12 protein-coding genes are annotated in these 15,694 nt (G+C 62.5%); 5 read left to right on the top strand and 7 right to left on the bottom strand.

Features of this window, described 5'->3' with window-relative positions; all coding sequences use genetic code 11:
* Positions 1 to 113 precede the first annotated feature (113 nt).
* Positions 114 to 959, bottom strand: a complete 846-nt coding sequence (locus MCUHO_RS07200) for an ABC transporter permease (RefSeq protein WP_067075858.1) — start codon at positions 957 to 959, stop codon at positions 114 to 116.
* A complete protein-coding gene (locus tag MCUHO_RS07195) occupies positions 946 to 2,205 on the bottom strand; it encodes a quaternary amine ABC transporter ATP-binding protein (protein WP_067075855.1) in 1,260 nt (419 codons plus the stop codon). Before MCUHO_RS07195 ends, MCUHO_RS07200 begins: the two co-directional genes overlap by 14 nt.
* A 426-nt stretch (positions 2,206 to 2,631) precedes the next feature.
* Here MCUHO_RS07195 and MCUHO_RS07190 point away from each other — a divergent pair, with 426 nt between their 5' ends.
* A complete protein-coding gene (locus tag MCUHO_RS07190) occupies positions 2,632 to 3,819 on the top strand; it encodes an argininosuccinate synthase (RefSeq protein ID WP_067075852.1) in 1,188 nt (395 codons plus the stop codon).
* A gap of 8 nt (positions 3,820 to 3,827) precedes the next feature.
* On the opposite strand, the gene MCUHO_RS07185 is transcribed toward MCUHO_RS07190, so the two are convergent.
* Positions 3,828 to 4,232 (bottom strand): pyridoxamine 5'-phosphate oxidase family protein, encoded by a 405-nt coding sequence (locus MCUHO_RS07185; RefSeq protein ID WP_067075849.1) that lies wholly within the window; start codon positions 4,230 to 4,232, stop codon positions 3,828 to 3,830.
* A gap of 414 nt (positions 4,233 to 4,646) precedes the next feature.
* Here MCUHO_RS07185 and MCUHO_RS07180 point away from each other — a divergent pair, with 414 nt between their 5' ends.
* Positions 4,647 to 6,143, top strand: a complete 1,497-nt coding sequence (locus tag MCUHO_RS07180; protein ID WP_067075847.1) for a methanogenesis marker 14 protein — start codon at positions 4,647 to 4,649, stop codon at positions 6,141 to 6,143.
* A 12-nt stretch (positions 6,144 to 6,155) separates the two neighbouring features.
* Positions 6,156 to 6,389, top strand: coding sequence for a hypothetical protein (locus MCUHO_RS07175; RefSeq protein WP_067075844.1), 234 nt, complete (start codon positions 6,156 to 6,158; stop codon positions 6,387 to 6,389).
* Positions 6,390 to 7,162: 773 nt separating this feature from the next.
* On the opposite strand, the gene carB is transcribed toward MCUHO_RS07175, so the two are convergent.
* Both carB and carA read right to left on the bottom strand, forming a co-directional pair.
* Positions 7,163 to 10,333, bottom strand: coding sequence for a carbamoyl-phosphate synthase large subunit (gene carB, locus MCUHO_RS07170; protein WP_067075842.1), 3,171 nt, complete (start codon positions 10,331 to 10,333; stop codon positions 7,163 to 7,165).
* Positions 10,333 to 11,388: a glutamine-hydrolyzing carbamoyl-phosphate synthase small subunit gene (gene carA, locus MCUHO_RS07165; protein WP_067075839.1), complete on the bottom strand. Its 1,056-nt coding sequence runs from the start codon at positions 11,386 to 11,388 to the stop codon at positions 10,333 to 10,335. The genes carB and carA overlap by 1 nt, the downstream gene beginning before the upstream one ends.
* A 145-nt stretch (positions 11,389 to 11,533) precedes the next feature.
* On the opposite strand from carA, the gene MCUHO_RS07160 reads away from it, so the two are divergent.
* Positions 11,534 to 12,418 carry a flavodoxin family protein gene (locus MCUHO_RS07160; RefSeq protein ID WP_067075837.1) on the top strand — a complete coding sequence of 295 codons (885 nt, stop codon included), beginning with the start codon at positions 11,534 to 11,536 and terminating at the stop codon, positions 12,416 to 12,418.
* Positions 12,419 to 12,446: 28 nt separating this feature from the next.
* The gene (locus tag MCUHO_RS07155; protein ID WP_067075834.1) at positions 12,447 to 12,791 is read left to right on the top strand and encodes a hypothetical protein; all 345 of its coding nucleotides are present in this window, start codon (positions 12,447 to 12,449) and stop codon (positions 12,789 to 12,791) included.
* Here MCUHO_RS07155 and MCUHO_RS07150 read toward each other — a convergent pair.
* Positions 12,788 to 13,369 (bottom strand): carbonic anhydrase, encoded by a 582-nt coding sequence (locus tag MCUHO_RS07150; RefSeq protein WP_067075831.1) that lies wholly within the window; start codon positions 13,367 to 13,369, stop codon positions 12,788 to 12,790. The two genes, MCUHO_RS07155 and MCUHO_RS07150, sit on opposite strands and share 4 nt — an antisense overlap.
* Before the next feature lie 377 nt (positions 13,370 to 13,746).
* Positions 13,747 to 15,390: a dihydroxy-acid dehydratase gene (ilvD, locus tag MCUHO_RS07145; protein WP_067075828.1), complete on the bottom strand. Its 1,644-nt coding sequence runs from the start codon at positions 15,388 to 15,390 to the stop codon at positions 13,747 to 13,749.
* Between the last annotated feature and the right edge of the window lie 304 nt (positions 15,391 to 15,694).

Below are 15,694 nucleotides of genomic sequence, written 5' to 3'. Positions count from 1 at the left end.
AGGTTGTCCGGCCGGGAAACCATGCCCGGTGTGCATGCAGCATCGTCGTTCTGCCGTTGCCGGGCATCCGGGAAGGACGCGAAAAAATATGAGGTCCGATCCGCTTTTCCCGGTCACGACCTCTCATTGTGCTGCGGCACGAGGTTCTGGGTGATCCGGTCGAGGATGATCGCGATGATCACGATGGCAAGCCCCGCCTCGAACCCCATGCCGATATTCACCCGCTGGATGCCCACGAGCACCTGGTAGCCGAGCCCTCTGGCACCGATCATCGATGCGATGACGACCATGGAGAGGGCGAGCATGATGCACTGGTTCACCCCTGCCATGATGGTGGGAAGCGCAACCGGGAGCTGCACCTTGAGGAGTTTCTGCCGCGGCGTCGAGCCGAACGCGTCCGCGACCTCGATCAGTTCGATCGGCACCTGCCGGATCCCGAGGTTGGTGAGGCGCAATGCCGGCGGTATCGCGAAGACGACCGTTGCGATGGTGCCCGGCACGTTCCCGATGCCGAAGAAGATCACGGCGGGGATGAGGTACACGAACGAGGGCATCGTCTGCATGAAGTCGAGGATCGGCCGGAGCGCTGCATTGAGCGCGTCGCTTCCTGCGGCCGCGATACCGAGCGGGATCGATATCGCGAGCGCGACGATCGTCGAGACGAGGACGAGCGCCAGGGTGAGCATGGCGAGGTCCCAGAGCTGGAGATCCCAGATCAGCAGCAGGCCGAGCGCGGTAAGCCCTGCCAATTTGATATCGCGCCGGGTGACGAACCAGACCAGCACGCTTACCAGGACGATCAGGATCGGTGCCGGTATGGCGATCAGGATGCTCTGAAACCCGCCGATGAGGAACCCGAGCCCTTCGCTGATGGCATCGAGCAGCCAGCCGAAGTACTGCTCGATCCAGTCGACGAGCGCTTCGACGGCGTCTCCAATAGGAATTTTAGGCAGTTGCATTCACATCCTCCCCCTTTCTTGCCAGAGCGGCGAGTATGGCGCCGCGCGATATGACACCCCGGAGCCTGCCGGTATCGTCCACCACCGCCACAGGGTAGGGACTCTCGACGATCAGCGAGATGATGTCGGAGAGCGATGCATCGGGAGCCACGATGGGAACGTCGGTGATGAGGATGTCGGCGAGCTGCTTACCCTTCTTGACCGCCAGGGCGGCGTCGTCGAGCGTAACCCGTCCACGGAGCAGGCGCTGGCGCGTGACCACGAATATCCCGGGGATGTCGTGCTCCTCCATGAGGTGCAGGGCAACCCTCGGGCCCGCGGTGCACTGGGCGACCGGCTCGGGGCGCCGCATCACGTCGCTTGCCGAGAGAACCCTCGTGAGGTCTACGTCGGCAACGAACTTCTCGACGTAGGCGTTCTCGGGGTTCGTCAGGATCTCTTCCGGCGTGCCGATCTGCACGATTGCGCCGTCCTTCATCAGGGCGATCCGGTCGCCGAGTTTCAATGCCTCGTCGAGGTCGTGGGTGACGAAGATGATCGTCTTGCCGAGCCGCTGCTGGAGATCCAGCAGTTCGTCCTGCATGTCCCTGCGGATAAGGGGGTCGAGAGCGCTGAACGCCTCGTCCATCAGGAGTACATCCGGGTCGCTGGTGAGCGCGCGGGCGAGCCCGACACGCTGCTTCATGCCGCCGGAGAGCTCCCCGGGCATGCTTCCCCCGTAGCCCCCGAGCCCCACCATCTGGAGCACTTCCTCGGCTTTTGTGTGCCGTTCTTCCGCCGGAACGCCCTGGATCTCAAGGCCGAAGGCGACGTTGTCGAGAACTGTCTTGTGCGGGAGGAGAGCAAAACTCTGGAAGATCATCCCGAGCTTGCTCCGCCGGGTCGTTCGGAGTTCTTCCTGGCCCATGCCGACGATGTCCTCGCCGTCAAGCATTATTTTGCCCGCAGTGGGTTCAATGAGCCGGTTGATGCAGCGGAGAAGCGTTGATTTCCCGCTTCCGGACAGCCCCATCAGCACGAACGTCTCGCCCGGCATGACGTCGAACGAAACGTCATCGAGGGCCAGCGTCGAGCCGGTCTCCTCGTAGATCTCCTGTTTCGAGCGGCCTGTTCTATGGAGTTCCAGTGCCTTTTCCGGGTCCTGCCCAAATACCTTGGTCAGGTCCCTGATGCTGATTATTGGTTGTAATGATCTTGTGTACTCTATGGGTATCTCCTCAAAAATGATGGAACCCTCCAGCTTCACGATTTCTATGTTATCTGCTTTATAATTTCGGGTTCCTTAAAATCCGCTTACTTTTGGACGGTTTTTAATTTTTGGGCCATTTTGATGTTTTTTAAACGCTGGGCTGTATGAATGCCCCTTATCCCGTGATTTATCTATAGTGTGCCGACTATTTTCTATATAGTGCTCATTCTTCCGGATCCCGGGATCTCCTCCCCGGCCCCCGGTGACCTCCGGCCGCGCAGACAGGCGCCGGGGTTACCCGGTCGTTGCGGCAGCGCCTCCGGGGCCTTCGCGCCCAATCCGTCGGCACCCGGAAAAAGAGGAATGGCCGGGCTTCCTGCCGGTGCGTCCGTCCATACCATTTCTTTTATTGGGTGAAAGGTCATATCAATGTAGAATACTCCAGTCTGCCGTTAGGCAGGGAAGAACGCGGAGATCAATACCATGGAAAAGGGAAAAGTCGTCCTAGCATTTTCGGGAGGTCTCGACACCTCCATCTGTATTCCCCTCCTGCGCGAGCACTACGGGTTCGACGAGATCATCACCGTTGCCGTCGACGTAGGCCAGCCCGATGAGGAGATCGCCCGGGCAACCGAGAAGGGCCGGATGCTTGCAGACAACCACTACACCATCGACGCGAAGGAGAAGTTCGTGGCGGACTGCATCTTCCCCTCGATACGGGCCAACGGGTCGTATGAAGGTTACCCGATGGGCACGGCGCTTGCCCGCCCGCTGATCGCAGAGGAGATCGTGAAGGTCGCAGAGAAGGAAGGCGCCTCGAAGATCGCGCACGGGTGCACCGGGAAAGGAAACGACCAGCTCCGGTTCGACTTCATCTTCAGGGCCTCCGGATACGATATCGTTGCGCCGATGCGGGAGATGAACCTGACCCGCGAGTGGGAGATCTGCTACGCACAGGATCACGATATCCCGGTGACGGTGGCGAAGGAGAAGCCCTACAGCATCGACGAGAACTGCTGGAGCCGGAGCATCGAGGGCGGCAAACTCGAAGATCCCGCCTTCCACCCGCCCGACGATATCTACGCCTGGACGGTCTCGCCGAAGGATGCTCCCGACACAATGGAAGAGATCCGTATCGAGTTCGAGCAGGGCGTTCCGGTCGCTCTCAACGGAAAGAAGATGCCCGGCCTTGCCCTGATCCGGGAACTGAACCGGATCGCCGGAAGGAACGGTGTCGGCCGCAACGATATGGTCGAAGACCGGATCCTCGGCCTGAAGGCCCGCGAGATCTACGAGCACCCGGCCGCGACCGTCCTCCTCGCCGCGCACAGCGACCTCGAGCGCCTCGTCCTGACCCGTTCGGAGCTCGCATTCAAGCGTATCGTCGACGATAAGTGGTCGGAACTCGCCTACATGGGGCTCGTGCACGAACCGCTCTTCTACGCGCTCGATGCGTTCGTCGACAAGACGCAGGAGCGGGCGAACGGCACTGTGGACGTCGGCCTCTACAAGGGTAGCGTGAAGGTGCTCGGACGGAGCTCGGATTCCGCGCTCTACTCGGACGACCTTGTCTCCTTCGACTCGACGACGCTCGACCAGAACCACGCCGTCGGGTTCTCGAATTTCTTCGGCCTGCAGGCTCGCCTGCTCAAAAACCTCAAGAAACGTTGAAGGGGTGCCTAGAGCACCTTCTTCCCGGCTTCTTTTCCCGGCGTGCACTCGAAGACGTCGGTGATTGTGATGACGATGAGCGACTTCGCCGGGTACTGGTGGCCCTTCGTCCTGACCTGGTCGCGGAACTTCTCGTAATCGGGGCCGGACGTCTTGATCTCCGTATCACCCTTCACCTGGAAGCAGCGCTTGGTCTCCTGGTCATAGAAGTAGAGTGCCGTGACAGGGTTCTCTTTGAGGTTCTCAAGCGTCTTTACCATGTAGTTGTCCATGATCCAGACAGTGTCGTCGCCGACGAGCTGGATCGATGCCATCGGCGCTACGTTCGGAACACCGTCCTTCGACGCGGTGGCCATCGGCATGACTTTGGTCTTTGTAAAAATCTCTTTAACATCACCTGAAAGCGCAACCATACGGTTCACCTCTCCCCCGGGCGGAACGGGCGCGACGGAGCGCCGCAGCCTGTCCGGTAATGTGGTTATCCGTGTTATCGATATATAAGCGCTCTGCCGGAACCGGCAATCCCGGTCGTTCGGCGATGATCCAGGATGGCGGCAGGGCATACTCCCGCCCGGTGCGGTGTCCCAAAAGCCGGGCGGCTTCCGACATCCTCTCTCTCCCCCGCAGATAACAAAGCCTCCTCAGTCTCCCGGCTTTGAGCAGGGCCGCAGGAGATCTCCAGAATCAGTTGATCCTGCCGGAGAATCCGGTGTGCTCTCCCGGGAACCGGAAGAACGAGATCCCGGGGAATTTCCTCCCTATCCTGGCCGCAGGAGCCGTATGGAATCATGGAAAGGTATAAAGTGGGAGACGGGGAAACGACTACTATGTGTGCCCGCTTTTTGGAGCGCTTTTTCAAACCCACGCCGCATATCGTCGAAAGCCCGCCTCCGCCGGCGATCTCCCACGGAGCGGGCGCGTGTGTTCCCGAGTACCGGGTGAAGCCCTATTTTATCGTAGCGTCTGTTGAGATGGGCAACACCACGACAAAGTGCATTCTCACCGGCACGAGCCTTGAGACGGGCAGGTCGTACATCATCAACAAGACCGTGACCATGAGCCGTGATGTGCGGCCAGCGAAGCCCGGTGAAACGGTCTTCGGGGCGACGCTGGACGGGACGGAACTGACGCGGGAGTCGGTCACGGAACTGGTGCGCGACACCCTGATCCAGTGCCACAAGGAAGCTCACCTGAGCATCAAGGACGATCTGGACTTCGTCGTCCGGAGCACCGGTGTCGTGGCGGCAATGGACTCTCCCGACCAGGTCGGGGACTTTGTTATTGCTCTTGCAAACGGCTGCCTCGCCGCCGGCGTCCCTCCGCGGAAGATGACCCCGCCGATGTCGATCGACAACCTCCCGCCGAAACTCCGGCAGTTCTCGTTCGCCGATAAAGTGGTCTTCGTCGGTGCGGTGGCCGGCGTCGTGCCGCCGGTCGGGTGCACCGGCGTCGAGATGGTGGCAAACGAGATGGAAGGGGAACTTGCGATGGCAGGCATCAAGGAGGGCGCCAAATGGACGGCGGTAGACTTCCGCAACCCCTGCATATCCATCGACTTCGGGACGACGCTTGATGGGCGGATCACGAGCGACGTCGCACCCGATGAACCGAATCCGTTCGCCCAGACGACCGGGAACTTCTGCGGGCTCGCGGGCGCCATACCGGACGCGATCGTCCGGGGCACCGGGCTCGTCAAAGACCGGACGGGAACCGCCCTCGACCTCTTTGGCGACCACAGCATCAAGGGCACGTTCGGGGGCAGAAAGCGTTCCGTCGTCGATGATTACGTCGACCGCTGCCACGAGCACATCGATATCCGTATCGTCCCTCCCGACCGGACGAGGTTCGGGCGGGTTCCGGTCTGCGCCGACGTGGCCGATAAGTCGGGCGTCGCTCTCATCGGGTGCGACTGCGGCGTCAACGGCAGTGGAATGCCCGCCCTTGCGGAGATCGGGCACGAGATCCACGAGAAGCACGGCATGGGCGTACTGACCGAGGTCGTCGACCGGGTCTGCGCGAGGATGGCGCTCCGGCTCATCGACGTCGCCGTCGAGAGGGGGATGGTGCCGCCGAACTCGTCGATCGGGTTCACCGGGCGTGCGGCGATATCGGGGAAGAAGCCCGAGTACATCCTCGAGGGCATCACCGAGCGGAACCTCTACGATACCCCGAACGACCACTTGGTCTTCGTGGACGACGGTCTTGCCCGGGGAGCGGCACTGATGGGGAGGTGCATGAACTCGCTCGGGAAACCGAAGGAACCGCTCGGCGGTGTGCGGGGAGGACCATGTATTATGTCCCGCCGGATCAAAATAGGAAAGTAGGATTGGTGTCCAATGACTGAAGAAGAACTCTACGATATGCTCGTTCCCCCGGGCGTACCCCGGAAGATGATCTACGACGTCGTCGAGAAGTACGATGTTGAGGTGGTGCGGCGGCAGCAGAAGATGTCGTTCGCGAACATGGACGGGGATGCGAGAGAACTGATCGCGTTCCGCGGCAAACGAGAGGTCGTCGAAGAGGTGCAGGAATACCTTTTCGCGCGGCTCAAAGAGTTCGTTGCGGAGTAACGATATCTTTTTTTCCCGGTTTTAAGCCGGGGAGTTCCGGGCGAGGTGTGGTTTTGGGGTGCCACGGCGAGGGCCGGGGTGGTGGTTTGAGGAGGAGTTGCTGCACGGGGGCTATTTGGGGTATTCTAGGGCATTCCTGGCTGAGAGTCTCGTCAAAGGGTTTTTTTAGGGCACTGTCCTTACTGGATCATCGTTTATCCTGATGCACGGATTTCCAGGGGATATCGCCACTGGGGGAGGGGCTGACGGGGAGGGGGGTGCAGCCCCCCTCCCCTGTCTCTACCTGGTTCGAGGACACTGCTAACCCCCACCCCGCCCGCGCTTCGCGCTCCTCACTCGCACCTTCGCACCTGCGGTGCTCGAACTCCGTTCCTGATGGAACATCGTTCTTCGGTGCTCATGCTCCGGCCCTATGGCCCGTCGCACCCCACACCTCGGGGCGGGGGCAGTCATGGCGATAGGCGATGGTTCGGAGAACGACTGTCCTTAGGACAGGAGTTCGAGAAGGCCGGAGGTCTTCGAGAACCGGAGCTAGAGCACCGAAGGTGCGAAGCCAGTGGGAAGCCGTCCACGGTTCTTCTTCAGAGGCTCCCCGTGCTCTCGGCAAGAGGCCGTTCACAACGCAGATATACATATTGGGCCAACGGCGAAATTACAGGAAAATCTGCGAAAAATCTCGCAAGATGGGACAGCAATAGAATCAGGCAGCACTATCAGGAATAGAGTAATCGCGCGCAAAACCCGGTAGAAAAAAAGAGTGCGCGAGAGGCGCATTACATCAGCCCGTGGTAGTGCCCGAGCGGCTCGAGGGTGATCTCCTCGCGCTGGATGGCGTCGATCGCCATTGCCGCCGCCCGCGCCGCCTGGAGGGTGGTGATGTAGGGTATGCCGTAATCGACGGCGGCCCGCATGATCTGGATGTGGTCCTGCCGGGACGCCTTGTCCGCCGGGGTGTTGATGATCAGCCGGATGCTGCCGGAACGCATCGCGTCGATGACGTTCGGGGAGCCTTCCTGAACCTTCCGCACAAGGTTCGCCTCGACGCCGTTCTGGGTGAGGAAGTCGACCGTCCCGCTCGTCCCGTAGAGGGAGAGGCCGAGTTCCCGGAGTTTGCGGGCGACCGGCAGGAGTTCCTCCTTCTGCTCGTCCGTCACCGAGATGAAGACGTTTCCGCTTGTCGGCAGGGTGTTGTCTGCAGCAGTGCTCGCCTTGTAGTAGGCGCGGCCGAAGTCGTAATCGATCCCCATCACCTCGCCGGTGCTCTTCATCTCCGGCCCGAGGACGGTGTCGACGCCGGGGAGTTTGTTGAAGGGCAGGAGCACCTCTTTGACCGCGACGTGCTCGATCTCGGGCTCGGTGATACCCATATCGGCGAGTTTCCGCCCCACCATCACCTTCGCCGCGATCTTCGCGAGCGCGATGCCCGTCGCCTTCGCGACGAACGGCACCGTCCGGCTCGCACGCGGGTTCGCCTCCAGGACGTAGAGCACGTCATTCCTGACGGCATACTGGATGTTGATCAGGCCGACGACCCCAAGGCCGAGAGCGATCTTCTTCGTGTAGTCCCGCACCCGCGCGATCACCGAGGGCGTGAGGGACTGCGGCGGTATGACGCAGGCCGAGTCGCCGGAGTGGACGCCCGCCCACTCGATGTGCTCCATGATGCCGCCGATCAGGACGTCCGTCCCGTCAGAGACCGCGTCGACATCGATCTCGACGGCGTTCTGGAGGAAGGAGTCGATCAGCACCGGGTGCTTCCGGCTCACCCGGACGGCCTCCTTGATGTAACTCTCGAGTTCGGCCTCGTCGTGGACGAGTTCCATCGCCCGGCCGCCGAGGACGTAGGACGGCCGGACCAGCACCGGGTAGCCGATCTCGCCGGCCATCCTCCGCGCCTCCTCCTCCGAGTAGGCGGAACTGTTCGCCGGGCTCGGGATACCGAGCCGGGTGAGAAGCCGGCTGAACCGGTCGCGGTCTTCCGCCACGTCCATGGCGTCGGGCGACGTACCGAGGATCTTCGTCGGGAGATCGAGACGTTTGATCTCCGCTTCCAGCGGTACGGCCAGGTTCACCGAGTTCTGGCCGCCGAACTGAACCATGACGCCGTAGTAATCATCCTTCTTGAGGATGTTCATGACGTCCTCAAGCTGCATCGGCTCGAAGAAGAGCCGGTCGGAGGTGTCGGCGTCGGTCGAGACCGTCTCGGGGTTGTTGTTGACGATATGAACCTCGATCCCCTCTTCTTCGCGAAGCGCCATCACCGCGTGGACGGTGCAGTAGTCGAACTCGATCCCCTGGCCGATCCGGATCGGCCCGGAACCGAGGATCAGCACCTTCTTCGCGTCGCCCCGGACGAGCTCGCATCCCTCCTCCCAGGTGGAATAGAAGTAGGGCGTCGTCGCCGGGAACTCGGCGGCGCAGGTGTCCACCATCTTGTAGGTCGGGGTTCCTCCGAGCGCCTCGATCTCGGCGGCGGTCTTCTCCGTCAGCGCCAGGAGGTCTTCGTCCGAGAAACCGTGGCGCCGGGCGACCCTGACATCCTCCGGTTCGAAGTCGGTCTCGAGTTTCCGCTCGAGATCGACGATGTTCTTGATCTTCTCGAGGAAGAACGGCGTGATCGCCGTGAGTTCGGCAACCTCACCGACCGTGAACCCCACGCGGAAGGCATCGAAGAGGCACCCGAACCGCTCGTCCGTCGGGGACGTCAGGATCATCCGGATCTCGCTCGGGCTCGTGTGCCGCTGCATATCGTTGTCGAGCGATCGGAGCGCCTTCTTGAACGCCTCCTCGACCGTCCGCCCGATTGCCATCACTTCACCCGTGCTCTTCATCGCCGTCGTGAGCGTCCGATCCGCCGACTTGAACTTGTCGAACGGCCACCGCGGCACCTTCACCACCACGTAGTCGATGGCAGGCTCGAAGGATGCCGGGGTGACGCCGGTCACGGTGTTCATGATCTCGTCGAGCCGAAGCCCGATCGCGATCTTCGCCGCGACCCGGGCGATCGGGTAGCCGGTCGCTTTGGAGGCGAGCGCGGACGACCGCGAGACCCGGGGGTTCACCTCGATGATCCGGTAATCGCCGTCTTTGTAGGCGAACTGGATATTGCATCCGCCCTGGACGTCGAGCGCCCGGATGATCTTTATCGCAGCTGTCCGGAGCGTCTGGAACTCGTCATCCCGCAGGGTGAGGATCGGCGCGACGACGACGCTCTCGCCGGTGTGGATGCCCATCGGGTCGACGTTCTCCATGCCGCAGACGATGATGCAGGTATCGGACGCGTCGCGCATCACCTCGAACTCGATCTCCTTCCACCCGGCGACGCTCTCTTCCACGAGCACCTGGTGGATCCGGGAGCGGGCGAGCCCGAGCTCGCATATCCGCCGCATCTCTTCAAGCGTGTGCGCCACGCCGCCGCCGGAGCCGCCGAGAGTATAGGCCGGCCGGATGATCGCCGGAAGGCCGACCTCGCGGATCGCCTCGTCGATCTGGTTCATGTGCTCGAGGATCATGCTCCGGGGGACGGGCTCGCCGATGGCGTTCATCAGGTCGCGGAACTGCTCCCGGTCTTCGCCCCGGTAGATCGCCTCGAGCGGTGTCCCGAGGATCTCGACGCCCTCGAGCGCACCCATCTCCGCGAGTTCCGCGGTCATGTTGAGGCCGGTCTGGCCGCCCATGCCGCTCAGGATCCCGTCAGGCTTCTCTTTTGCGATGATCTTCGCGATGAGTTCGGCCTTCAACGGCTCGATGTAGATGACGTCCGCCGTATCGGGATCGGTCTGGATCGTCGCGGGGTTCGAGTTGACGAGGACGACCTCGACGCCCTCCTCCCGGAGCGCGCGGCAGGCCTGCGACCCCGAGAAGTCGAACTCGGCCGCCTGCCCGATCTGGATTGGGCCGGAACCGATGATGAGAACTTTCTTGATATGAGATTTCTTCGGCATTATGGAATCTCCCTGTATATGCGGTCAAAGAAGTGCATCTCCGTGTCCCGGGGGCCGCCGTGCGCCTCCGGGTGGAACTGGACGCAGGTGATGGCAAGATCGCGGTTCTCGAACCCCTCGACCGAGCCGTCGTTCACGTTCCGGTACGAGACCGCGCATCCCTCGGGCAGGGTCTCTTCGTCCACCGCGAACCCGTGGTTCTGCGTGGTGATGTAGATGCTCCCGTCCTTGTAGCGGACCGGTTGGTTCGTCCCCCGGTGTCCGAACTTCATCTTGTAGGTCTCGGCGCCGAGCGCGAGCGCGGCGACCTGAATGCCCATGCAGATCCCGATGACCGGCACCTCGCCGGCGAGGTCGCGGACGCACCGGATGGCGTGCGTCGCCCTCCTCGGGTCGCCGGGGCCGTTGGTGATGAAGAGTGCGTCGGGCTCTGCCGCCATCACCTCGTCCGGTGTGGCGGTGTGCGGGAAGACGTGGATATCTGCGCCCCGGTGGCCGAGGCTCTCGAGAATGTGCCGCTTCACCCCGAGATCGATGACGGCGATACGCTTTCCGGAACCGGCGATCCGGTAGGGCTTGGGAGAGGAGACGCTCCCGATGAGGTCGACGTCACTGATCGGGGGCGCTGCCCGGGCGCGCATGACCGCCTCGTCCCCGTCATCGCTGCCGACGATGAGCGATGCCCTGAGCGTGCCGACCATCCGGGTCTTTATCGTCAGGCTTCGGGTATCGACGCCCGATATCCCGAGAAGGCCGTTCTCTTCAAAATATTCTGCAACCGAGGGTCGTGCCGCGGGCACGCGTGCGATCTCGCGCGCAACGCAGCCCTGCGCGTGAACCTTCGGGCTCTCAAAATTCTGCTGGTCTACACCATAGTTCCCGATGAGGGGATACGTAAACATCAAAAGTTGTCCGGCATAACTGGGATCAGTCAATGCCTCCATGTAACCGGTCATCTGCGTCGTGAAGACGAGTTCGCCGGAACATGTCCCCTCAACGCCAAAACCATCCCCTACAACAAATGTTCCGTCTTCAAGACCCAGAACCGCCTTCATGAATTACCATACCATGTGGATCAGATTCCTTATTAACGGTAATGACGGATCGAACGCCCACCCCCGCACCCCGGCAGGAAACCCGGAACGGCGGGGCTTCATCGACCCGAAATATTGAAGGCGGCCGGGCGTGAGGTGACACGTAATGAGCGAGAGCGCGGCGGAGAAGATCCGGACCATCGAGACACCGGAAGGGACGTTCACGCTCAGGCTCGTCCGCGACGACCTGGGGAAGATCTATCCGGGCATGCTCCGGTATACCGTCGAGGTTCTCCGCGGCACCGAGACGGTCTACACCTACGCGATCAACACCTACGAGAGCGGACGCCAGGGCAGCCTCTTCGACACCCGGATGGCGGCGGAGATCGTCTTCGCCCGGCTCGCGCACGACGTGGCGTCCCGCCCACGCCTCTACACCCGGCCACGGCCCTTCACCCGCCCCCTCCCGGGCACCGGGACGGCCGAGGTCGTCATCCTGCAGGGGAGCCCGCGCCGGTTCGGGAACTCCGCGAAAGTTGCGTCCTGGTGCGACGACGAGGCCGCACAGTCAGGCCTCACGTCCCGGATCTTCTACCTGCAGGAGATGGACATCCGTCCGTGCATCGGCTGCTACGTCTGCTACGACCAGGGTTACTGCCCGGTCGAGGACGACATGCCCCCGATCATCCGGGCGCTCGAGGCCGCTTCCGTAATCGTCGTCTGCACCCCGGTCTACACCGGCACCGTCCCGGCGCCCCTCAAAGCGATGATGGATCGCTGCCAGTGGCTCCACGCCCGGGAGAAGATCCTGGGGAAGGAACTGCATGCCCGGGGTCTGCTCGTCGCCGTCGCAGGACGGCGGGGGAGCGAGCCGTTTGTCTGCGTAACGAGAGTTGTGGGGATGTTCATGGAGAACCTGGGCATCCGCCCCGCCGACCCGGTGCTGATCGGCGACCTCGACCGGGCGAGGGACGTGGAAACGATCGGCGGGGTTGAAGAAGGCGTCAGGGAGGCGCTCTCCGCGCTCCTCGCGTCCCGAAACGAAAGATAATATAGCATCCGTTCCCCACCGATGATGCATGGCAGAAGTGACTGTTGAGATTGTCGGGTTCATGGAGTCCGAATGCGGCCCGTTTCCCTGTGACGAGACGAGATCCTGCGGACTCGAGACCTGTTACCCCTCGAATAACCTGATGGACGCCATCAGCGCCCTGCGCGACGAACTTCTCGACCGATACGGCGATACGGTCGAGGTGAAGACGATCCTGCTCGACGACGAGATGCCCGACCACGTCCGAACGCTCATTGAGGAGCGCCACCCCCCCATCCCGATCATCCTGGTCAACGGCAGGCTTACGTCGATCGGGAGGGTCTCGCTCGACCTGATAAAAGAAGAGATTGATTATGCGCTTGAAGAGTCTTAGAATATCTTCTTCAACTCTCCGGTCGCAAGGTCGAAGTACAGGCCGTGGAGCCGAACCCGCCCCTCTTTTTCAGCAGCCATGACCGGCGGATAGGTGCGGAGGTGCTCGAGTTGCAGGCCGACGTTCTCGATCTCGATGAGCCTCCGCCGGATATTCTCTTCCTCCGGGGTTTGCGGCACCTGCATCCGGGACTCAACGCGGCGTTTCGCCTCTTTGGCGTTGTTGAGCCAGAGCGGGATATATGCATCGCTGCTCTCGACGTCGAGCCCCTTTATGGCACCGCAGTCCGAGTGCCCGCAGATGACGATATCCCCGACTTTGAGGTGATTGAGCGCGTATTCGAGCACGGTCGCGAAGTTCCAGTCGTGAACCGGGACGATGTTGCCGATGTTCCGCTGCACGAAGATCTCGCCGGCCTTGGAACCCGTGATACGTTCGGGATCCACTCGTGAGTCCGAGCACCCGATCCAGAGGATCACCGGGCTCTGGCCTGACGCCAGCGGCCCGTAATGCTCCGGATCTTTTGAAAAGTCTTCCTCCTGGAAGCGCTTGTTACCTTCAAGGAATTTATCGATCATCCGTATACTCCGTAAGATGGTAATGGGCGACCGTGTCGAACAGGTACGCCCGGGGAGGAAGTTACGCCCGAGAATTTAAAAACATATATACCTTGAGTTCACGGCAGGCAGACGAATGCCGGAACCAGGGAACAAACGCCATTCTGACCAGGAATGAGGCCGGAAGCGCACGGGCGCTCGAGGACGCCGATGCCCGGATCCGGGATGATGAAGGCGGAATGCACCAGGGTCAGGACAGGTCTGGTTAACCATCTCGATTTGTTTAGTTCCCGATCGCTCGACCGAGCGGCGATCCACGGCAGGGAGTATGCGCTCCCCCGTGGCGATGTACCGGGAGCGGGTCTCTCAATGCAGACCGTAACGGCCGAAAAAAGGGGTTACCTCTGGACGGCGCCGAGGTTCGCCTGCTCCACGGTCTGCGCGTAGCGGGCGAGCACGCCGGTAAGCCGTTTTTCCGGGGGTTTCCAGGCCTTCCGCCGCTCCTCGAGGGTCGCTCTCTCTACGGCGAGGTCGAGGCTTTTCGCGTAGAGGTCGATCGCGATCTCGTCGCCGTCCTCGACGAGGGCGATCGGCCCGCCGACCGCGGCCTCGGGCGCGATGTGCCCGATGCAGGGGCCGCGGGTGCCGCCCGAGAAGCGGCCGTCCGTCACCAGGGCGACCCGGGCGTAGCCGAGGCCCATCAGTGCCGAGGTCGGCGAGAGCATCTCGGGCATCCCGGGCCCTCCCCGCGGTCCTTCGTAACGGATCACAATGACGTCGCCTTCCGCGATCTCGCGGTGGAGGATCGCCTCCATCGCGGCGTCTTCACCGTCGAAGACCCGTGCCGGCCCCCGGTGCCGCCACATCGCCTCCGGGACGGCGGCGCACTTGACGACGGCGCCGTCGGGGGCGAGCGATCCTCTCACGATCTTCAGGCCGCCGGCGGGGCTGACCGGGGCGTCGGTCGTCTTGATGATCTCCGGGTCGGCAACCCGGGCGTCTCCCGCGATCTCAAGGATCGATCGGCCCGAGACCGTCGGGGCGTCGTCGAGGTAGCGCTCGAGCATCTTTAAGATCGCAGGTATTCCTCCGGCCCGGTGGAGGGCGAGCATCGAGTGCGGTCCTCCGGGCTGCATGTGGCAGATGTGCGGGGTCGCCTCGGCGACGGCGTTGAAGGTCTCGAGATCGAGGGGAACCCCCGCCTCGCGGGCGATGGCCATCAGGTGGAGCACGGTGTTCGACGACCCGCCGAGCGCCATATCGACCCTTATTGCATTCGCGAGGCTTGTCGGGGTGACGATCTCGCGGGGGTGGACACCTTCCCGGACAAGGCCGACCGCCCGCTCCCCGCTCTCCCGGGCTATGCGGAGTTTTGCGGCGTCGACCGCGGGAATGGCCGCGCACCCGGGCAGGGAGAGGCCCAGCGCCTCGGTCACGCAGGCCATGGTGTTCGCGGTGTAGAGCCCCTGGCAGCTCCCGCACCCGGGCATCGCGGCGCATTCGAGTTCACCGAGTTCCTCCTCGCTCATCGTGCCGGCGGCGACGCGGCCCACGCCCTCGAAGACGTCGATGAGGGAGAGTTCGCGGCCCGCCGCGTAGCCGGGGAGCATCGGGCCGCCGGTGACGACGATCGCCGGGATGTTGCACCGCACCGCCGCCATCAGCATGCCGGGGACGATCTTGTCGCAGGTGCCGACGCAGACCAGACCGTCGAACCGGTGCGCCTCGACCATCAGTTCGACGGCGTCGGCGATGTTCTCCCGCGAGGGAAGGGAGTAGCGCATCCCTTCGTGCCCCATCGCGATCCCGTCGCAGATGGCGATGGTGCCGAACTCGAACGGCACGCCGCCCGCGGCCGCGACGCCCTCCTGCACCTTCTGCGAGATCGACCGGAGGTGGAGGTGGCCGGGGACGATGTTGTTGTATGCGTTCGCTATCCCGATGAAGGGCTGAGCCATCTCACGGTCGGTGACGCCGAGCGACCTGAGCAGCGCCCGGTTCGGAGCACGCTGGTAGCCAGTCTTTACCGTCTCACTCCGCATGGTAATCCTCGTAGGAGAATAAACGCGTGGGGAGAAAAGAGTATTCCGGTTGCGGGGGTGTGGTGCAGGGGGAGGAAGATTTTTTCCTGCAGGGTGGGGGCGGGTTTTTTGTCCATGGTAATGGAGCAGGTACTGGAGTTTAACGGGAATAGTATGGTCTCCGATAACATGAGCTCCGGCAGTGTAATTACGACCCCCTAACACAGAACTGTTGGACTCAGAGAGAGCCCCATGCACTGGACCGTGGGAGTATCGCCTTGGGGGAGGGGCTGACGGGGAGGGGGCATGCCCCCTCCCCTGTCTC

Source organism: Methanoculleus horonobensis (assembly GCF_001602375.1).
GTDB classification, from domain to species: domain Archaea; phylum Halobacteriota; class Methanomicrobia; order Methanomicrobiales; family Methanoculleaceae; genus Methanoculleus; species Methanoculleus horonobensis.
The sequence above is the reverse complement of the archived record's forward strand: the minus strand, read 5'-3'. Positions and strand labels throughout refer to the sequence as shown.